Origin of the sequence: Gordonia sp. LUNF6, assembly GCF_047041125.1 — a bacterium.
GTDB classification, from domain to species: Bacteria; Actinomycetota; Actinomycetes; order Mycobacteriales; family Mycobacteriaceae; genus Gordonia; species Gordonia sihwensis.
The window spans coordinates 245,645-265,239 of the sequence record NZ_CP178181.1 but is presented as its reverse complement, the minus strand read 5'-3'; the positions used below and the strand labels follow the sequence as shown (position 1 = coordinate 265,239).

The 19,595-nt window shown below is 67.7% G+C and carries 14 protein-coding genes; 5 read left to right on the top strand and 9 right to left on the bottom strand.

The genetic code is table 11. The features are described from left to right. The first annotated feature begins 41 nt into the window (after window positions 1-41). Window positions 42-722: a TetR/AcrR family transcriptional regulator gene (locus ACK8HH_RS01225; protein WP_278125778.1), complete on the top strand. Its 681-nt coding sequence runs from the start codon at window positions 42-44 to the stop codon at window positions 720-722. An 8-nt stretch (window positions 723-730) separates the two neighbouring features. Here the strand turns inward: ACK8HH_RS01225 and ACK8HH_RS01220 are convergent, their stop codons facing one another. Then, window positions 731-1,465 carry a VIT family protein gene (locus ACK8HH_RS01220; protein WP_006897116.1) on the bottom strand — a complete coding sequence of 245 codons (735 nt, stop codon included), beginning with the start codon at window positions 1,463-1,465 and terminating at the stop codon, window positions 731-733. Between the two features lie 144 nt (window positions 1,466-1,609). Here ACK8HH_RS01220 and ACK8HH_RS01215 point away from each other — a divergent pair, with 144 nt between their 5' ends. The 4 genes from ACK8HH_RS01215 (at window position 1,610) to ACK8HH_RS01200 (ending at window position 4,915) form a co-directional block, all read left to right on the top strand. Continuing rightward, on the top strand, window positions 1,610-2,077 hold the full coding sequence (locus ACK8HH_RS01215; protein WP_006897117.1) for a DUF2231 domain-containing protein: 468 nt from the start codon (window positions 1,610-1,612) through the stop codon (window positions 2,075-2,077). A 106-nt stretch (window positions 2,078-2,183) separates the two neighbouring features. Further along, window positions 2,184-2,594 (top strand): helix-turn-helix domain-containing protein, encoded by a 411-nt coding sequence (locus ACK8HH_RS01210; protein WP_006897118.1) that lies wholly within the window; start codon window positions 2,184-2,186, stop codon window positions 2,592-2,594. A gap of 74 nt (window positions 2,595-2,668) precedes the next feature. Then, window positions 2,669-3,271 carry a PIN domain-containing protein gene (locus tag ACK8HH_RS01205; RefSeq protein ID WP_006897119.1) on the top strand — a complete coding sequence of 201 codons (603 nt, stop codon included), beginning with the start codon at window positions 2,669-2,671 and terminating at the stop codon, window positions 3,269-3,271. A 165-nt stretch (window positions 3,272-3,436) separates the two neighbouring features. Further along, the gene (locus tag ACK8HH_RS01200; RefSeq protein ID WP_278125775.1) at window positions 3,437-4,915 is read left to right on the top strand and encodes an HNH endonuclease signature motif containing protein; all 1,479 of its coding nucleotides are present in this window, start codon (window positions 3,437-3,439) and stop codon (window positions 4,913-4,915) included. 41 nt (window positions 4,916-4,956) lie between these two features. On the opposite strand, the gene ACK8HH_RS01195 is transcribed toward ACK8HH_RS01200, so the two are convergent. The 8 genes from ACK8HH_RS01195 to ACK8HH_RS01160 form a co-directional block, all read right to left on the bottom strand. Further along, window positions 4,957-6,507, bottom strand: coding sequence for an acyl-CoA carboxylase subunit beta (locus ACK8HH_RS01195; protein WP_006897121.1), 1,551 nt, complete (start codon window positions 6,505-6,507; stop codon window positions 4,957-4,959). A 17-nt stretch (window positions 6,508-6,524) separates the two neighbouring features. After that, the gene (pks13, locus tag ACK8HH_RS01190; protein ID WP_412475474.1) at window positions 6,525-11,891 is read right to left on the bottom strand and encodes a polyketide synthase Pks13; all 5,367 of its coding nucleotides are present in this window, start codon (window positions 11,889-11,891) and stop codon (window positions 6,525-6,527) included. 90 nt (window positions 11,892-11,981) lie between these two features. Continuing rightward, on the bottom strand, window positions 11,982-13,880 hold the full coding sequence (gene fadD32 / locus ACK8HH_RS01185; RefSeq protein ID WP_062367838.1) for a long-chain-fatty-acid--AMP ligase FadD32: 1,899 nt from the start codon (window positions 13,878-13,880) through the stop codon (window positions 11,982-11,984). Window positions 13,881-13,994: 114 nt separating this feature from the next. Continuing rightward, window positions 13,995-15,005 carry an LLM class F420-dependent oxidoreductase gene (locus ACK8HH_RS01180; protein ID WP_006897124.1) on the bottom strand — a complete coding sequence of 337 codons (1,011 nt, stop codon included), beginning with the start codon at window positions 15,003-15,005 and terminating at the stop codon, window positions 13,995-13,997. Window positions 15,006-15,148: 143 nt separating this feature from the next. Further along, on the bottom strand, window positions 15,149-16,132 hold the full coding sequence (locus tag ACK8HH_RS01175) for a cutinase family protein (protein ID WP_045539322.1): 984 nt from the start codon (window positions 16,130-16,132) through the stop codon (window positions 15,149-15,151). After that, entirely contained in the window at window positions 16,126-16,674 is a 549-nt protein-coding gene (locus ACK8HH_RS01170) for a DUF732 domain-containing protein (protein ID WP_039867708.1), read from the bottom strand. Before ACK8HH_RS01170 ends, ACK8HH_RS01175 begins: the two co-directional genes overlap by 7 nt. A gap of 106 nt (window positions 16,675-16,780) precedes the next feature. Next, complete coding sequence (locus tag ACK8HH_RS01165) at window positions 16,781-18,253, bottom strand: alpha/beta hydrolase-fold protein (protein WP_278125768.1); 1,473 nt, start codon at window positions 18,251-18,253, stop codon at window positions 16,781-16,783. A 283-nt stretch (window positions 18,254-18,536) separates the two neighbouring features. After that, a complete protein-coding gene (locus tag ACK8HH_RS01160) occupies window positions 18,537-19,535 on the bottom strand; it encodes an alpha/beta hydrolase (RefSeq protein WP_006897128.1) in 999 nt (332 codons plus the stop codon). Window positions 19,536-19,595: the final 60 nt, after the last annotated feature.

Sequence of the window (19,595 nt, the reverse complement as noted above, 5' to 3'; positions counted from 1 at the left end):
CGCGCCCCTCGATTGTCGACCCCTGAGGAATGATGAGGGGCATGGCGCAACCTTCAGTTCCCCGAAAGAGCACAGGCAGGCCACCACGGATATCGCTCTCGGAGATCCTGGACGCGGCGCGCCGCATCGTCGACGAAGACGGTGTGGACCGCCTGACGATGCGGCGGCTGGCGTCGGAGATGGGAAGCGCGCCGATGGCGGTCTACCACCACGTCCGGAACAAGGACGAGTTGCTGGTGATGCTGTTGGACGACTACGCCGCGCAGAACCTGCGGCGATTCGAACCGCCGGAGCGGGCGCGCGATCGCGTCCTGTCCGGGGCCGACGCGATCCACGAGGCCCTCGTCGGCTGCCCGTGGATCGTGGAAGTGCTGACCGCCGACGATCTGCTCTCGACCTCGGCTCTCTGGTTCGTCGAACAGATCGTCGACGGTCTCGTGCAGGCCGGCCTGACGCTCGATCAAGCCGTCCGCGGGTATCGGTCGATCTGGTACTACACGGCGGGTGAGATCGTCGTGAAGACCACCGCGGCGCGCCGGCGGTCGGACGACCGCCGCACCACCTTCCGCGATCAGGTCTTCGCCGACCTCGATCGCAGCGAACTACCGAGACTCGCACAGGCCGCCGACCGCTGGGCGTCACTCACTTCGGCTGACACGTATCGCGAGGGCCTGGCCGCGCTGGTCGACGGGCTGCTTCAGTCGGTGCAGTCCCAGACGTAAGCCCCACCTCACCCGACGGCGGTCCCGACCAGCGAACCGATGCCGTATGTCACCGCCATCGCAATGCCGCCACCGATCACCATCCGCAGTGTCGGCCGCCACGGCGACGACTTGCCGAGGTACGCACCGAGGACCCCGGTGGCCGCCAGTGCCACAAGCACCGCGACCACCGCCACAGGGATGCGCCACTGTGCGGGCGGTACCAGGATCGCGATCAGCGGAAGCAGTGCTCCCACGGTGAACGACACCGCCGATGAGAACGCGGCCTGCCACGGGTTGGTGAGTTCGTGCGGATCGATTCCGAGTTCGGCCTCAGCGTGGGCGGCGAAGGCGTCCCGGTCGCTCAGCTCGGCGGCGGCCCGCCGCGCCGTCTCCGGTGACATGCCCTTCTTCTCGTAGATGCCCGCCAGTTCCTCGAGTTCTTCTTCGGGCTGGTTCCGCAGCTCCCATTTCTCCTTCGCGAGCATCGCCGCCTCGGTGTCGCGCTGCGTGCTCACCGACACGTACTCCCCCAGCGCCATCGACACCGCGCCCGCCGCGAGGCCCGCGATCCCCGCGGTGAAGATCGGACCGCGGTCGGCGGTCGCCGCGGCCACGCCGACGACGATGCCCGCCGTCGAGACGATGCCGTCGTTGGCGCCCAGGACTCCGGCGCGCAACCAGTTGAGCCGGCTCGCCAGCGCGCCGGTGTGGGGCTCGTCGGCATGCCCGCCGTCGGGCGTCGGCCTCGTCTCCGTCGTCATGAATCCATGGTCGCAGCTGGTCAGCGTCCCGGCAAGCAAGGTTTGGCAGGGCTGAGAAGTGTGAGCCGAGGGTTACCCGTGAACTTCCGTAGAGTCCGGCCGCGCGTCCTGACCGGTTCCCGCCGACACCGTAGATTCACTCGCATGGACACCATCAACGGGCTGCCCGCGCACCCGCTTCTCGTACATTTCGTCGTGGTCGCGGTTCCAGTCACCGCACTGGTGGCGATCGCCATCGCCGTATGGCCCAGGGCCCGGATCGCCCTCGGCGTCTTCCCGTCGATCCTCGCACTCGTCACGTTGATCGCCGTGCCGATCACCACATCCGCTGGTGAGGCATTGGAAAAGAAGGTCGGCTCGACTCCTCAGCTGGAGCAGCACACCCAGCTCGGCGACGAGCTGATCCTCGCGGTCGGTCCGCTGTTCGGGCTGATCGCCCTGCTCCAACTGCTGCGGTATCCATTCGTCACCGAACGGATTCCGCTGTCGGACAAAACTATCGGAGTCGTCGACGCCGTCGTGCGAGTCGCGGTCGTCGCAGCGGCGATCGCCTCGCTGGTGATGGTGGTGCTCGTCGGCGACAGCGGTGCCCGCGCGGTGTGGGGCGGTTAGTCTCGCGGCGGCTCAGCTGCCCGACAGAGTCGGATTGCAGAAAACCAGTTTCACTTATAAGTGCAACTGGTTTAGTGTCGAGACAACGACTGGGAGGTGTGTAGCGATGAGTGCAGTGATCGATCGGGGCGTCGGAAAGACCACAGTGACCGTGACGTCAGACCAAGTGTCGCAAGCCAGTGCAGTCGATCTGGCGGCCCTGCGTGCGGCGGTGCCGGCAGAATTGGCTGGAGTCCTTATTGAGGTGCTCCGGATCGTCGCCGCCGGCGGGACGGTAACCGTGGGATCGATGCCGGATGAGCTGACGACCACCGCCGCGGCAGACCTACTCGGCATGTCACGACCGACATTGATGAAGCTGATTCGAGATGAACAGATAGTTGCGCACAAGGTCGGCACCCACACTCGACTGAACACGTCCGACGTTCTCGCCTACCGAGACCGGCTGCGTGAGCAACAGCGGGCAGCGTTGTGGGAGCTACGCGAGTTCGAGCAGGCGGAGGACCTAGACTACTGACACGGCACCTCCTGTCGGCGACTCTGTCCCGCACGGGATCTATTGTGACTTGAGTGACTTCAGGAGTGCCGAACGTGCTGCCGGATGCGAACGTGCTTTATTCGCGAACACTTCGGGACTGGATTTGTCTCCTCGCCGCGAGATCAGGTCCGCCGCTGTTCCACCTGCGCTGGACCGAGGATGTGCTCGCCGAACTGGTTTACCACCTGCGCAAGAATCACCCGCATTACTCCGATCACCAGGTCGGCGGCGTCCGACAACGGATCATCAAAGTCGCGGTGCACGGTCGGATCGAGGGATACGAGGTCGACTCGGCGTTTGAGTACACCGATGAGTACGACGCGCATCTGCACGCCGCGGCTGAGCACGGCCGCATACAATACGTCGTCACCAACGATCGAGGATTCCACCGGTTCGCCGAGGCGAACGACGAACGTCTCGGATACGAGGTATATACCCCCGACGACTTCCTGATGCTCGTCCATCGGGACGCAATCGCCACCGTCCGCGAGGCTCTACTCGACCAGATCACCTACCATTGCCGTCTCGGCAGACCGTTCAACCTCGCCGATCGCCTCGAGGCCGCTCAAGCCCCGACCTTTGCCGCCGCGATCCGCGCGATGATGCAAGCCCCGGCTGTCGCGGAAGCGCTATCCCGCGCGTCGTCCTCGACCTGACCCGCACTGATTGCCCGCTGGGCAGGCGAGTCTCTCATTCCCTCCTGGTCCCCTCTCGTCAGCCAATGAGTGCGCTCGTTGTCAGAGGGGATCGGTAAGATTCGAACATAGAAACACAGCAGGAGTGTTCTCGGACACTGTGCAGGTCGAAAGGGGGTGGGTTCGATGGTCACGTCAGAAGTGCTGCTCCCGGACGACCCGGCCGCCCTCGCCCGCCTGTTGGAAGCTGCGGCAACCAAGTTCGCGTCCCTGCCACTGTCCGCGGTCCCCGAAGACACCCTGCTGGAAACCGTCGAGACATTGGAACGTACTCATCGTCGTCTCGACGGTGTCGACGCCGCGGTGCTGGTGGAGGTCTCCGACCGCGGCGCCTATCGCAAAGCCGGATACCTATCGGTGCACCAGTACCTGGCGCAGGGGTTACGGCTCGGTGACGGTGCCGCCCGATCCCGACGCGTCAGCGCCGCCGGCATCGGACGATTCACCGACCTACAAGGCCAAACCCGCCCACCGGTACTGCCGGCGACCGCGGTCGCGGTCGGCGAGGGAGCGATCGGCGCCGACCACGTCCGCGAAATCGACGCCGTTATGGACAAGATCCCCACCGCCATCGACGCCGACACCCGAGCACGCGCCGAGGCACAGCTGGCCTGGGTCGCCCGCGAGCTGAGTCCGGCCGGTGTCCGCACCGCCGGCATCCGACTGCTCGCACACCTGGACCCGGACGGAACCGTCACCGACGAACGCGACCGCAAACGCCTGCGCGGCTTCACGATCCTGCCGCAGGATCTGCGGCTGATGAGCAAAGTCCGCGGCTACCTCACCCCGGCCCTGCGGGCGGAAATGGAAGCCGCACTGCCGTCGTGGGCCGCACCGGGAATGAACAACCCCGACGACCCCGACTCCCCATCCGGGACCGTCGAATCGGCCGACCCGGCCGCCCTCGCCGCCGCCGTCGAACGCGATACCCGCACACCCGGGCAGCGCACCCACGACGGTCTGCAAGCCCTGCTGCGCGCCTCCCACACTGGTGCTGGGGGTGGTCGGCGGTCGGGTGATCTGGTCATCACCGTCACCGACCACGAATTGGCCGAGCACGCCGGGATCGCGTTGACCGCGACCGGGACCCGGCTGCCGGTGACGGAGTTGATCGAAGTCGCCGCCACCGCGACCCCGCACCTGGCCGTCTTCTCCGCCCACACCGGACAAGCCCTCTACCTCGGACGGGGACGCCGGCTCGCGTCGCGGGCACAGCGGTTGATGCTCTTCGCCCGCGACCGCGGCTGCACCGCCCCCGGCTGCGCGGCCCCGTTCACCCGCACCCAAGCCCATCACTTCCCCGACTGGGCCGACGGCGGACCCACCGACATCGACCACCTCGGCGCCGCATGCGGACGCCACAATCGCTCCGTCGGACCCCGCCCCGGCCAATGGCAGACCACGATCCTGATCGACGGACCCCACGCCGGCAGAGTCGCCTGGCGACCCAGCGGCAACACCAGCCGCGGCGGGACAAGACCGCCCGGATGGCGGATCAACCAGATCCACCACGCCGAACTACTCCCGGACCACGAACCCCAACCGCCGCCCGAACCCAGCGAATCTCGCATCGAGAACTACCTCGACACCCTCCTGGCCGCCTGACCACGAGCAGAGACCGGCCGCGGCCGGAAGGATACCGATCGCTAGATCGGCATCAAGTAGTGCTTGCGCGGGTTCCGCAGCACCTGCTTGTCGCGCAGCTGTGCCAGCGCCTTGCGGAGTTGGAGTCGAGTCTGCGCGGGTTCGATGACCGCGTCGACGTACCCCTTCTCCGCGGCGAGGTACGGGGTCGCCATCATCGCGTTGTAGAAGGCGATGAAGTCCTGCCGGACCTTGTCGGCGTCGTTGGCCGACAGACCCTCGGTCTGCTTGCGGGTCAGCACGGCCGCTGCCGACTCCGCACCCATGACGGCGATCTTGGCCGTCGGCCAAGCGAAGTTGATGTCGGCGCCCAGCTGCTTGGAGCCCATCACCGCATACGCGCCGCCGTAGGCCTTGCGCAAGACCACGGTGATCTTCGGAACGTCGGCCTCCACGTAGGCGTAGAGGAACTTGCCCGACCGCCGGATGGTCCCCTTCTGCTCCTCCACCAGGCCCGGCAGGATGCCGGGGGTGTCGACGAGGAAGATCAGCGGGATGTTGTAGGCGTTGCAGATCCGGACGAAGCGCGTCGCCTTCTCCGCCGAGTCGGTGTCGAGGGTTCCCGCCATGACGCTCGGCTGATTGGCGACCACGCCGACGCTCCGACCGTCCACTCGCGCGTAGCCGGTGAGGATGTTCGGGGCGAACAACTCCCCGACCTCGTGGAAGGCGCCGTCGTCGAACAGTCGGATGATGATGTCCCGCATGTCGTAGCCGGCATTGTCGTTGTCGGGCATGAACGTGTTGAGGCTGAGGTCCGACTCCGTGATCTCCGGCTCCAGACCCGGGTTGATGATCGGCGGCTCCTCGTGTGCGCTCGACGGCATGTACTGCAGGTACTCGCGGACCCACTCGAATGCCGCCGCCTCATCCGGTGCGATGTGGTGGATGTTGCCCCACCGCGCCTGGTTGTGGGCGCTGCCGAGGTCTTCGGCCGAGATCTCCTCACCCGTGGTCTGCTTGATGACGTCGGGCCCGGTGACGAACATGTAGCTCTTGTCCTCGACCGCCACCAGGATGTCGGTGTTGGCAGGCGTGTACACCGCGCCGCCCGCGCATTTGCCGAGGATCACCGAGACCTGCGGCGCCAGACCCGACAGCAGGTCGTTGCGGCGTCCCATCTCGGCGTACCAGGCCAGCGATGTGACGGCGTCCTGAATGCGGGCGCCGGCCGAGTCGTTGATACCGACCATCGGGCAACCGAGCTTGCCCGCCCACTCCATCAGCGCCGACACCTTGCGGCCGAACATCTCACCGACGGTGCCGCCCATCACGGTCTGGTCGTGACTGAAGGCGGCCACCGGCCGTCCGTGGACCAGCCCGTGACCGGTCACCACGCCGTCGCCGTAACCGGTCTCCCCGGCTCCCGGCATCTTGGCGAGCGCACCGACCTCCACGAAGGTCCCCGGGTCGAACAGCAACTCCAGCCGTGCGCGCGGCGACAGGATGCCCTTCTTGGCGCGCTTGGCGATCGCCTTCTCGCCCCCGGGTTCCTTCGCCAGTTCGAGCTTCTCGCGCAGATCGGCGAGCTTGGCAGCAGTCGTGTCAGTCACTACGTGTGCCCTTTCCGTCACTTCTCGGTACTGATATCTGCCATGCGGCGGGCCAGGTCGGCTGCGACCTTCGCGACGTAGGGCTCATCCACGATGGCCAGGTGGTCGCCGCCGATGTGAATGATCTCCAGATCGTCCACCACCTCGCCCCAGCGCCCGTCCTCATCGATCTCGGCCCACTGCGGCTCGAGTTCGATGGCTCCGTCGTGCATCTTGTCCGCGCGGTAGAGCACCACCTTGCCGTCGTACGGAGTGGGATCGATCTCGGTGAGCGCACGGTTGTCGAGGAACGACGTCCGCTGATGCTCGATGATCCCGCCCGGAATCTTGGTCCCCGACATCGACATCATCTCGGTGATGATCGCGAACTGCTCGTTGTCGTCGGCGGCGACGAGCCGGTCCATCGGGATCGGCACGTCCTCGTCGAGCCCGTAGGTCTTGATCGCGAACGCCTTCCAACGCTCCAGCCGCGCTCGCTTGTTCTCCGGGGTGTCGGGCACGTCCCGGGTCGGGCGCACCACGTCGATCAGTCCGACGAAGGCGATCTCCTCGCCCTCCTCGCGGAGCAGCTGTGCGGCGCCGTAGGCCAGCGCCCCGCCCAGAGACCAGCCCACCAGCACATACGGACCGTGCGGCTGCACCTCGCGCAGGCGCGGCATGTACTGCCGTACCCGCTCTTCGATGGTGCCCTCGACTCGGTCGAAGCCGATCACCGGCTGGTCGTCCGGCAGCCGCTTGAGCAGTGCCTCGTAGGCCGAGGTGTTGCCGCCCGCGGGGTGGAACACCAGCATCGGCGTCGGGTCGCCCGCGGCGGTGTCGAACGTGTGCTTCGGCGTGCCGTCGGAATTCTTCGGGACACGCAGGAACCGCACGAAGCCGTCGATGTCGGCAGACGCCTCCATGTGCTGACGGACGTAGTTCGAGAGCTCCTCGATCGTCTCCGAATCGAGGACGTCCTCGACGTCGATCTCGCCTCCGGTGCGCTCGTTCAGCCGCTCGGTGAGCTTCTCCGCGGTCTCGTCGTCGAGCACCGGCAGCTTGTTGAAGACGCCACCGGCCGACTTGCCGGTCACCACCGCGTACGCACCGTAGGTCAGGCGTTCGGCAGCATCGCGCGGCGGCACATCGGTGCCCGAGGCCTCCGCAACCGACGCCTGGTCGGTGATGGTGGGAGCCTGTGCGGGCGGGGTGTCGGTGGCGGTCTCGGCCATCTTGGGCGCTTCGGTCACCTGGCTCCGACTCGACTCCTCGCTCGCGCTCGTCGTCGGCTCAACGGGCTCGACCTGCTCTGCAGGCTCCGGCGCATCGGGCGCCTGTCCCTTCAAAGCATCCTTGGCCAGTTCCGCATCGATGTAGGCGTTCAGCGCGGCGGTGTCGAGTTCTCCGCCGCCGGTGGCCTTCTCCAGGTCGTCGAGCTGATCGCGGTGGGTGACCGCGAAGGCGACGAACTTCTCGACGTCCGACAGATCAGCCTGTCGCATCGCCTGCAGCTGCAGCTGCGGGATCTCGAACTCGTACTCGACGCGGTTCTTGATGCGAACCGCCATCAGGGAGTCGAGGCCCAGTTCGATGAGGGGGATCTCCCGCGGCAGGTCCTCGGGGTCGTAGCCCATCGACTCACCGACGATGACCGCGAGGCGGTCGCCCACGCTCTCTCCCGAGTCCGGGCTCCACCGGTCGCCGATCACGTCGACGACCTCGTCCTCGACGACCACCTTCTCGTCGACGAAGCCGGAGGCCTTCGCGGCCTCGGCAGGCGTCTGCGCGTCCGCGCCGGTCGCGGACGGCACCGGCTCGCGCACCGTGCCGCCGGTCACCGCGGCCTGGTAGAGCAGCGCGAATCCGCCCTGCGGACCGGCGTGCACACTGATCGCCGCGCCACCCGGGTGGCCGGTGAGCGTGGTCGTGACCGTGCCGTCGGTCGGGAAATCACCGAGAGACTCGACTGCCGCCACCGCGGCGCCGGAACCGAGCACCTGCTTCGCCGCGGCGAGCACCAGCTCCCGCGGATCGGTGACCGCCGCGGCGTTGACCTCCCAGGCGTGCCTGCCGTCGGGCAGCGCGACGTGCGCGCCCGGCACCGAACCGGCACCCGAGCCACCGGAGATCACTGCATCGATCCAATACGGCTTGCGCTCGAACCGCGTTCGCGGAATGTTCGCGAACCGCTGATCCGGTCCAGTGCCGAACAGAGCCGCCACATCCACCGGATGCCCGTGGACGTACAGCTTCATCAGCGCGTTGACGAGCCCGTAGCTCTCGTCCTCCTTGCGGCGCAGCGTCTCGATCAGCTCCGCGTCGTGCACCCCGGCGCCGAACGTGGTGGCGGCCACCGAGATCAGGACGGCGGGATTCGGCGAGAGTTCGACGAACGTGCGGTGCCCGGCCTCCACCGACTTCGCGATCGCCTGGGCGAACCACACACTGTGGCGCAGGCCCTTGAGGTAGTAGTCGATCGTGAACACGTCGGGGGTGCCCGGACGGTAGAAGGTCTCGCGGTCCACCGAGCTGTAGACGCCGTACTTCAACGGCTGCGGCTCGATGCCGGTGATCTCGTAGGAGAGTTCACCGAGCAGCGGGTCCATCTGCGAGGTGTGGCTCGCGCCCTTGGTCTGCAGCTTGCGGCCCAGCTTGCCCTCGGCCTCGGCACGCGCCACGATCGCGTCCACCTGCGGTCCCGGACCGCCGATCACCGTGTGCGTGGGAGCCGCGTAGACGCAGATCTCGAGGTCCGGGTAGTCCACGAGGACGTCGTTGATTTCTTCCGCGCTGTACTCGACCAACGCCATGAAGCGCACCGCGTCGCCGGTCAGCATCGCCTCGCCCTCGCCCATCAAGCGCGAACGCTGGCAAATCACCCGCGTGGCGTCCTCCAGCGACAGTCCGCCGCTGATGTAGGCAGCCGACGCCTCGCCCATCGAGTGCGGAACAAGGACGCCGGGCTCGGCGCCGTAGTGGCGCATCGTGTCGGCCAGCGCCACCTGGATCGTGTAGATGCCGATCTGCGCGGTCTCGATCTCGTACGTCCGCGCATCGTCGAGGAAGATCTCGACCATCGAATACCCCAGCTCCCGCTGGATGTAGGCGTCGACGCGGTCGGCGTACTTCGCGAACACCGGGTTCTCGGTGTACAGCTGCTTGGCCATCTTGCGATGCTGCGAGCCGAAACCGGAAAGCAACCACACCGCGGACGCGGCGTCGGGAGAGTCGCAGGTGTAGACGAAGGGCAGCGACTTACCTTCGGCGACCGCGCGCATGCCCTTGACCGCGTCCTCGTACGTACGAGCCATCACCACCGAGCGCGTGCGGCCGTGGTTGCGGTGAGCCAGGGCACGGCCGATCTCCGCCAGCGGCGTCTGCCTGCCCTCGTCCGACTCCAGCCACTCGACCAGCTCCGCGGCGGCCTTGCGCCGGCGTGAGGCCAGAAAACCGGAGATCACCAGGGGCACTACAGCGCCGGGGACGGCGGCCGGCGCGAAGCCCTCCGCCGGATCGGCCTCGGGTGCCTCCGCGGCCACCGGCTCACGCTTGGCCTGAGCCGCGAGCACCGCCCGCTCGGCCTCGGTGAGGAAGTCGTCGTCGAGATCGTCGGGCACCGGGACCCCGGCGGCGGCGTCGGCGTCGGCGGGCGAGGCCGCGCGGTCTTCGAAGTCGGACGGCAGCACCTCGCGGACCACGACGTGCGCGTTGGTTCCGCCGAAACCGAATCCGGAGACACCGGAGACGGCGTGCCCGGAGTACCGCGGCCACTCGGTCGGTTCGGTGATCACCCGGAGGTTAGTGGCCTCGAACTGGATGTACGGGTTGGGTCCCGCGTAGTTCAGCGAAGCGGGGAGTCTGTCGTTCTGAAGCGAGAGCACCACCTTGGCGAGCGCACCGGCGCCCGCCGCCGACTCCATGTGACCGAAGTTGGTCTTGGCCGAGCCGAGCAGCATCGGCGCGTCGCCGCTGCGGCCGCGACCGACCACGCGGCCGAGCGCATCGGCCTCGATCGGGTCGCCGAGCACGGTTCCGGTGCCGTGCGCCTCGACGTAGTCGACGGTGCGCGGGTCGATGGCGGCGTCGGCGTACGCCGAGCGCAGCACCTCCACCTGGGCTTCGGGATTCGGCGCGAAGATGCCGTTCGAGCGTCCGTCGGAGTTGACCGCGGAACCGGCGATCACCGCGAGAACGGTGTCGCCGTCGCGGCGGGCGTCGGCCATCCGCTTGAGGACGAAGACGCCGCCGCCCTCGGCGCGGATCATGCCGTTGGCGTCCGAGGAGAAGGCCTTGATCCGACCGTCCGGCGCCTGTGCGCCGATCTGGTCGAAGCCGAGCGTCGCGGCCGGGGTGATGAGCATGTTGACGCCGCCGGCGATGACGACATCCGAATCACCGTTCCGCAGGCTGCGCACGCCCTCGTGAACGGCGACCAGCGACGACGAGCACGCCGTGTCGATGGCGAGCGACGGGCCGTGGAAGTCGAAGAAGTACGACACTCGGTTCGCGATGATCGACGTCGCCGTACCGGTCAGCGCGTACGCGGCCGTCTCCGATGCGCCTTCGCCGAGCCCGAGGGTCGCCAGCAACTGGTAGTCGTTGGTCGAGGTGCCCATGAAGACGCCCACCTGGCCACCGCGCAGGTCACTCGGCGGGATGTGCGCGTGCTCCAGCGCCTCCCACGTCAGCTCCAGTGCGAGCCGCTGCTGCGGGTCGACGTTCTCCACCTCGCGCGGGCTCATCTGGAAGAAGTCGGCGTCGAAGCCCGTCACGTCGTCCAGGTAGCCGCCGCGGACGTTGCCCTTCTCGATGGCCTCGGCCAGTCGCGGGTCGGCCTTGAACTCGAGCCACCGGTCGTCCGGCAGATCGGTGATGCCGTCGACGCCGCTGATCAGCGCCTCCCAGGTCGACTCCGGGGTGGTGCCCGCCTTGGGGAACCGGGTGGCCAGGCCGACGATGGCGATATCGTCGTCGGCCGATCGCTCACGCTCCCAGAACCGGTCGGCCTCGACGTCGAGTCCCTCGTCGGGATCGCCTTCGATGATCCGCTTGGCCAGCGACGCGATCGTCGGGTGGTTGTACGCGGCGGTCGCGGTGAGGATGACCCCGGTGAAGTCCTCGACGTCGGCCGCGAGCGCGACGGCGTCCCGCGAGGCCAGTCCGAACTCCTCCATCGGGCGGTCGTCGGAGATCTGCTCGACGGCCACACCCGTGGCCCGCGACACCCAGTTGCGGAGCCAGTCGCGCAGTTCGTCGACGGTCAGGTCGCCGACGGTCTCGCCGTTCGAGACGGCGCGGCCGGCCGGGGACTCAGTGCTCTCGGAGGGCCCGGTGCGCTCGGTGGGCCCAGTGGTGTCGGAGGGCGCAGTGCTGTCAGACGGCGCGGTGTTCTCAGTTTCAGACATCGTATTCAGCCTACCGGTGGCGTTAATCATTTCGTTACTCAGCAAAAGGCCCGGTATGTCACGGCGTGACATACCGGGCCGGTCGCCGTCTCATGCGTCGGCGTCGGGGAACGCGGTCTGCTGGTACCCGCCGCGCAGGGTTCCGTCGATGTACGCGGCCTTGGTGGCGCGGCGTGCGATCTTGCCGCTGGACGTGCGCGGAATGGAACCGTTCGGGACCAGCAGCACGTCGCGGGCCATCACGCCGTGCCTGCCGGCGATGGTCGCGCGTACGGCGTCGGCCACTTCCTGCGGGTCGGCTTTGCGTCCGGGACGCTCGGCGACGATCACCAACTGCTCGGACGAGTCGTCGGGATCGCGGGTGAGTCCGCTGAAACCGCCCTCGAAGACCTCGTCGGGCAACTGGTTGGCCGGCACCGCGAATGCGGCGACGAAGCCCGGACGGATCGCGACGCTCGCCTCCTGGGCGCTCGCCTCGAGATCCTGCGGGTAGTGGTTGCGGCCGTCGACGATCACCAGGTCCTTGACTCGCCCTGTGATGTACAGGTCGCCCTCGTACCAGACGCCGAAGTCGCCGGTCCGCATCCAGCGGTCGTTGTCGGGTGCGCCCTCGGCGTGGCTGCCGCTCTCGAGCCGCTTGGCCAGCCGGTTGTGGAAGGTCTCGACGGTCTCCTCGTCCTTGTTCCAGTAGCCCTCGCCGATGTTCAGTCCGTTCAGCCAGATCTCACCGACCCGCCCGTCGGCCTGCTCCTCGCCCGTCTCCGGGTCGACGATGGCGGCCCACTGGCTCAGCGCCACCTGACCGCACGAGACCTGCGCCACGGCGCCCTCGGCCTCCGAGTCGACCGGCACGAATTCGCCCTGATTTAGCTTCTCGCGGTCGACGTACCGGACGAGCGCCTCGTTGTCGCGCTGGGTGGCAGAGACGAACAGCGTGGCCTCGGCCATGCCGTAGCAGGGTTTGATCGCCTTGGGCGAGAGCCCGTACGGCGCGAAGGCCTCGTTGAACTTGCGCATCGAACTGACGGTGACCGGTTCGGAACCGTTGATCAGGCCGATCACGTTCGACAGGTCGAGCGTCTCGCCCTCGTGGGGCAGACCGCGCAGCGCAGCGTGCTCGTAGGCGAAGTTGGGGGCCGCGGCGTAGGTCGGGGCGTGGTCGTCGACCGCCGCCAGCTCGCGGATCCAGCGGCCCGGGCGGCGCACGAAAGCCATCGGGCTCATGATCGTGACGTAGCGGCCGCCCAGCGCGGGCAGGATCACGGTGAGCAGACCCATGTCGTGGAACAGCGGCAACCAGGTGACGCCGCGGGCGTTGCGGTCGATCTCGATGGTGTCGTAGATCTGCAGACAGTTCGCTGCCACCGCCCGGTAGGTGATCTCCACGCCGGCGGGCACGCGGGTCGAGCCGGAGGTGTACTGCAGGTAAGCGACCGAGTCGAGGCTGTTCCGGTCGGCCACCGGCGGCACCCAGGAGGCGCCCACCGAGTCGGGAACCGCGTCCACCGCGATCACGCGGGGGCGCTCCTTGGCCGGACGGTCGGCGAAGAAGTCGCGCACCGCCTCGGCCGATTTCGTCGAGGTGAGGATCGCCGAGGGCTTGCAGTCCTCGAGGACACCGATCAGCCGGTCGGTGTGGCCGGGCTCGTCGGGACTGAACAACGGCACGGCGATATTGCTCGCGTACAGCGAGGCGAAGAAGCCGATCACGTACTCCAGCGACTGCGGCGCGAGGATCGCGACCCGGTCACCCGGCTGCGTCACCTGCTGCAGCCGCGCGGCGACGGCGCGCAGACGCTTGCCGAACTGCGCCCAGGTGAGGTCGATGCGCTCACCGTCCCGCTCCCGGCTGAAATCGAGGAAGCGGTAGGCCAGGGTGTCGGCCTGTTCCCGAACGTTGCGCTCGACATAGTCGACCAGCGTCACGTCGTCCTCGAAATGGAGGTTGCCGGTCTCGTCGAGGAACTGCTCGAACTCGGTATTCAGCATCCGTTAACTCCTGTTACCCGCACTCTTGCACGGCCTTGGGTCAATTGATCCGCACGCGTCCCCCCGTGGCACCACGGTGCCCAGCCCCCCGAACGTACGAAAACCTCGGTCAGTTTACTCTCCCCGCAGAAGCGGGATGACAGGCGCGAACGCGTCCATCTGCGTCGGGAATACTCCCACGTAGCTCATCGTGGTCCGGCGGCGGACTTCACGGATCTGCTCGGCGATCTCCTCGAAGGAGCCGAAGGCCAGGTACGGCGACGAGAGGATGTCGTCGACGGTCAGCTCCACATCGCGCGCGATGTTCGGCGGATACCCCTGCTCCAGAGCCTTGAGCGCCATCTCCGCGGTGGCCACGCGATCGTCGGTGACGACGATGGTGGCGATGGTCCAGTTCAGTTCGATCTGATCGAACCGGTCGCCGGCGGCCTCGCGGATCCGGTCGACGCGCTCGATGGTCTTCTCGATCGTCATGTCCGACAGCCGGAGCTTGCCCTCGCGGGTGGTGCCGGTCGCCACCGAGATGATGTCGGCGTGCTTGGCGGCGAGCGCGAGCATCTTGGGACCTCCGCCGCCGACCGCGATCGGCGGTCGCGGCCCCTGGCGCGGTCGAGGCGACCCCTCGAGGCCCTTGATCTGGTAGAACTCGCCGTCGAAGTCGACGGTCTCGCCTCGCATCAGCTTGTCCAGGATCGTCAACGACTCGTCGAGCCTGCGGATCCGCTCGCCGGGCGTGCCGAATTCGATGCCCGCCTTGTCGAACTCCTCTTTCATCCAGCCCGAGCCGATGCCCAGCTCCAGCCGGCCCTTCGACAGGACGTCGATGGTGGTGGCCTCCTTGGCCAGCACGGCCGGATGCCGGAAACCGTTGGCCAGCACGGACGTCGCGAGACGGATGGTGCTGGTGGCCTGCGAGAGCGCACCGAGGGCCGCGAGCGGCCCCACCTGGTTGCCCATGTGATCCGGTATCGCGAAGGTGTCGTACCCGTACTCTTCAGCGGTCTGGGCGAGCTTGACGAATTTCCGGGCGCCGCCCTCGTCCTTGTTGCCCTCGCCGCCCGCGCCGAAGCGGAACTTCCGAAGTCCGTCGGCGGTGTGCGTCGACGAGTCTTTGGCAGTCGTCACGAAGCGTTCTCCTCATAGGTCTGCGGCCCGCTGCGCGGGCCCCAACCCGAGAAGGCTATCGCAGGCAGTCGCATCGCCCAAGCTGACCGGCACTGATACCGCCCCTGTCGGGCGGCGCGGGTCTCGGGGAGCCGGTCTCCGGTTCAGGTGTGCTCGGGATGCGGCGCACCGGAGATCAGCTTCGAGGCCCACGCGGTCATCCACTGCGTGGCGCTCTGTCCGCTGTTCGACTTCCAGTACCGGGTGGTCGCGTACAGGGCGTGCACCGGGTTGCCCGCCGCGTTCGCCAGCTTGCCGATCGCACTCAGCGGATCGTTGACGGTCGGCGAATCGCAGATGAGGTCGCCGGGCGCGCAGATCGAGTAGACGCGATCGGAGAGGTCGCCGAAACCGCCGCTGCGAGCGCCGGACAGCGTGGTTCCGGGAACCATGCTGCCGAAACCGCCGAGTGCGATCTCGGCGCCGACACCGGCCGGGCTCGGCGCCACGTCGTGCTGACCGCCCGGCTGACGACGGCCGTCGGCGATCATCCCCACGCCCAGGACCAGGTCCTGGTCGGCCGCCGGGATAGGACCGCGGCCGTTGGCGATATCGCTCGCGACATCGCCGGTGATGACCGCGCCCTGGGAGAAGCCCATCAGCACGTACCGCGTCAGCGGGCAGTGCGCATGCGTCTTGCGGAGCTTCTCCTCTGCACGCCGGGTGCCCTGAGCACGCGAATCGTCGTAGCTCGCCTGACGGTCCGCCAGGTTGGTCGGATTTCGGAACTGCGCCTTGTACGGCACGGTGTACACCTCGGTCCGCGACCGATCGAACTTCTCCTCCAGCGGCGAGGAGACCTTCAGCATCAGCGACTTCGGGTTCGCGGTGGGATGGTACGGATCGTCGCCCGCCTTCGACTCCCATGTTCCCGGGATCACCAGGGTCAACACGTCGGGACAGTCGGCCGGTTGCGCCTGCGGACGGTTCGACGGCGCCGTGGTGGTGGTGCCCGGCTGCCCGGGCCCCGGCGGAGGGGGCGGCGGCTTGAGCCACTGATAGATCAGGAATCCGATCAGCAGCGCAGCGACGATCGCGAGGACGAGCACGATCAGCAGCAGCCGCCCGATTCGGCGGCGCTTCAGCACAGGTTCTTCTCTGCCGCGGTGATCACCTTGTCGGACTTCGTGTTCGCCTCGGCGTCACTCTTGGTCATCGGGCCGATCGCGGCACGCACGTACGCCTTCACCAGCATGGGATCGGCCTTCTGCGACTTCGCGTCGCACACGTAGTGACCCATGGTCAGCGCCACGTTGTTGTCGTCGTCGCCCATGAACGAGACGTTCTGCTTCTTCAGATCCGTCAGATACGCCTTGTCCTTGTCGCTCAGCTTGATGCCGCTCGGCGGCGGTGATCCGCCCGGGAAGTTGCCCGGCGGAGTGGTGGACGAGTTCGGCTTGGTCTCGGGCGGCGACACGGCGGCCTTCGACGCCCCGCTCTCGGCCTGCTTGGACGCCTCAGCCGATGCGGACGCCTTGCTCGAATCCGATCCGGGCATCGTGGTGGTGGTGACTGGCGCGGTGCCGATGGGGGCGCTCGCGGTCGACGAATCGCTGCACGCGGTGAGCGCGCCGACCGCGACGGCGAGCGCTCCCGCCGCGACGGCGAGCCGGAGGTACTTGGCAGTCATGACGGCAAGCCTACCGCCGTCGAGCGGCCCGACCCGCCGCGCAAAGGGGTTCACCTGCGAAGACATGGCAATTCCTCAGACGAAACTCAGGCAGTGGTGGTGCGGGTCACTCGACCCGGGCACCGCCCTGCGGAGTCCAGGTGATCTTGCCGCGTTCGAAGGTGTTGAACTTGACGCCGTCGCGGCCGGTCTGCTCGTCGCTGGTCGGCAGTCCCAACCGGTCCGCGGCGGGCACGTACGCGCCGCCGATCGCGCCGCCGACCACCTTCGGTCCCTTGGGTCCGGTGAAGATGCGTCCGTTGCGGAAGTCCTGGGCACTGCCTCCGGGCACCGGGTACTGCGGGGTGAGGCAGCCGCCGAGATCCTTGACCTGCGGCGCCTTCTTGAAGGCGTCGCCCACCTGGCACGCCACCTTGTCGCCGCTGAGTCCCAGCGCGCTCGCGGCCTGCGGCCACGCCTGTGCCATTTCGAACTCCCAGTAGGGCCAGGTGTGCGTACCCGACGGCCGGTAGACGGCCTGCCCCGGGATGCCCAGCTTGTTGAGGCGGGAGGCGAACTGCTGGCTGGTGACCCGAGAGAGGACCTCCAGGCCCACGCCGGAGTAGTTGGTCGCCAACAGCGGGATGTCGGAGGGCTTGTCGTGGGGGCCCACCACGCCGTTGCCCGACGAGATGTACAGGCTGGTGCCCCGCAGCTTGGATGCGAGCACGTACGGGTCGTGCTCCTTCCAAGCCGGGTCGCTCGGCGGTCCGAACATCTTCATCGAGTCGTAGCCGCCGCCGTCGCGCAGGGCGAACTGGACGGCCTGCGGCATTCCGTACGACGACAGCTGGAGAATGCCCGAGAAGGACGCCGCGAACCGGTAGAAGCCGGGGTTGCGGGCAGCGAGCATCATCGCCGCCGAACCGCCCATCGACAGACCTTCGATGCCGCGCACGTCGGTGGATCGCCACTGTCCCTCGAGGATCGGCGGCAGCTCGTGGATCAGGAAGGTCTCCCACTGGTAGTTCTTACCGCGGTCGGGTTCCTTCCAGTCGGTGTAGAAGCTCGACTCTCCGCCGACCGGCATGATCACGTTGACGTTCTTGTCCTGATAGAACTGTTCGGCGTTGGTGTTGATGAGCCAACCGCTCTGGTCGTCCTGCGCCCGCAGTCCGTCCAGCATGGTCAGCTGAGGGAACTTGGCGCCCGGGTTCGAGAACCAGTCGCGGGCCAGGAGGATCTGAACCTGGATGTCGGTGTTCATCGCGGGCGAGTGCACCCACAGCGCCACGCGGTGCGAGCTGTACCAGTACGTCTTGGTGACCACGGCCGGCGGTGCCGGCTTGGCCGGAGCGGGCTTGGCTCCCGGCTTGTCGCCGGTTTTGGCGTCCGGCTTCGCGCCCGGCTTGGCGGGGGCGGGCTTGTCGGCGCCCGGCTTGGGCGCGGGCTTGGGAGCCGGCTTGGCGGGCGCCTGCTGCGGCGGCTGGGGCGCCGGATCGGCGAACGCGGGCCCCGCACCGGCGGCGACCATCGATACGGCCACGGCGAGACTCGCCGCGCCTCGTCTCGCGGTCGTCGTCTTGGTCCAGATCTTCACTGCGTACTCCTCACAAGTCCCCGGCCGTGCCTTCTCGCGCCCACGCGACACCGGGCGTCTCCCGTGTTTTTACACGGGAAATCCTCAGTTCGGTGCGCGCCACGCTGTGACTCGTGTGAATTATGTGACTGAAGTGTCTAAGACGTCCCGGAATGACGCGACCGAACCAGCCCCGCCCGGCCCCCGCCCGGCCACAGTCGGCCCGACTACGGACTGAGCCGCGACATCGCGGATGCGATGTCGCGGCTCAGGCGAGATGTGCTCTAGCGCGCGGCCAGTGGGATCAGTTGAAGAATCCCCGGGCCTTGGCGTTCCACAGCATGTCGCTCCAGTAGCCCCAGGCGTGGGTGCCGTTGGCGGAGTACGACATCACCGGGACTCCCTGGACGAAGGCCGCAGCCTCGAAGGCCTTGGCCTGCGCGAACGCCAGGAGCTCGAGCGGCGTGCCCTTGAACAGGTCGTCGAAGGTGTTCTGCGGGTAGTTGTAGCGGCCGAACAGACCGTTACCCGAGCCGACGAAGATCTTGAGGCCGTGCATGCGGTTGATGAGCATGAACGGATCGTTCTGCGTCCAACGCGGGCTCCACGGCGGACCCCACATCGCGTCGACGTTCCACGGCTGCGGCTCCACGTCCAGCATGGCCAGACGGAGCGCGGTGCGCATGCCCGGCGCCGACAGCGTCAGGTAGCCCGACAGCGAGCCGGCCGCGTAGTAGAGGTCACGACGCTGCGCGGCGTGCGTCAGCGCGGCACCGCCGCCCATCGACAGACCCATGATGGCGTACTTGCCGCCCTTGCTCGCGAAACCCTTGCTGCGCAGAGCCGGGACGAGGCGCTTGTCGAGCACGCAGCCCCACTTGTACGCCTTGCGCTGGCCGTTGAAGTTCGACGGCGCATCCCAGTCGGTGTAGAAGCTGGCGGGACCGCCCACCGGCATGACGACGTTGACGCCGCGATCGGCCATCGCGCGGGCGTTGGTCTCGATGTCCCAGCCGCTGCGGTCGTAGCGCGCACGCATTCCGTCCAGCAGGATCACCGTGCGGGTGTTGCCGGGCTTGCGCCAGGCCTGCACCTTCACCTGACCGGGGGCCATCGACTTGTTGCCGAAGGCGCCGTTGGTCGGCATGCCACAGGCGTCGATCCAGAACCCCGCGTACGACGCGGCGCTCGCCTGACCCGCTCCGATGGCGGTACCCATCAGCCCCATGGCAGTGAGCACTGCGACGAGGACCGCGGTGAACCGGCGATGGCCGGCCTGCGGTTTGCTCTTAGCTACGCGCATTGACTGCATTCTCCCTAACTCTGCTTTGCACTCACCGGCGGTCCTGAGACCACCTGTGAA

Coding starts and splice junctions, on each gene's coding strand:
- ACK8HH_RS01225 (WP_278125778.1), top strand. CDS start 42: ATGGCGCAACCTTCAGTTCCCCGAAAGAGCACAGGCAGGCCACCACGG.
- ACK8HH_RS01220 (WP_006897116.1), bottom strand. CDS start 1,465: ATGACGACGGAGACGAGGCCGACGCCCGACGGCGGGCATGCCGACGAG.
- ACK8HH_RS01215 (WP_006897117.1), top strand. CDS start 1,610: ATGGACACCATCAACGGGCTGCCCGCGCACCCGCTTCTCGTACATTTC.
- ACK8HH_RS01210 (WP_006897118.1), top strand. CDS start 2,184: ATGAGTGCAGTGATCGATCGGGGCGTCGGAAAGACCACAGTGACCGTG.
- ACK8HH_RS01200 (WP_278125775.1), top strand. CDS start 3,437: ATGGTCACGTCAGAAGTGCTGCTCCCGGACGACCCGGCCGCCCTCGCC.
- pks13 (WP_412475474.1), bottom strand. CDS start 11,891: ATGTCTGAAACTGAGAACACCGCGCCGTCTGACAGCACTGCGCCCTCC.
- fadD32 (WP_062367838.1), bottom strand. CDS start 13,880: ATGCTGAATACCGAGTTCGAGCAGTTCCTCGACGAGACCGGCAACCTC.
- ACK8HH_RS01170 (WP_039867708.1), bottom strand. CDS start 16,674: ATGACTGCCAAGTACCTCCGGCTCGCCGTCGCGGCGGGAGCGCTCGCC.
- ACK8HH_RS01160 (WP_006897128.1), bottom strand. CDS start 19,535: ATGCGCGTAGCTAAGAGCAAACCGCAGGCCGGCCATCGCCGGTTCACC.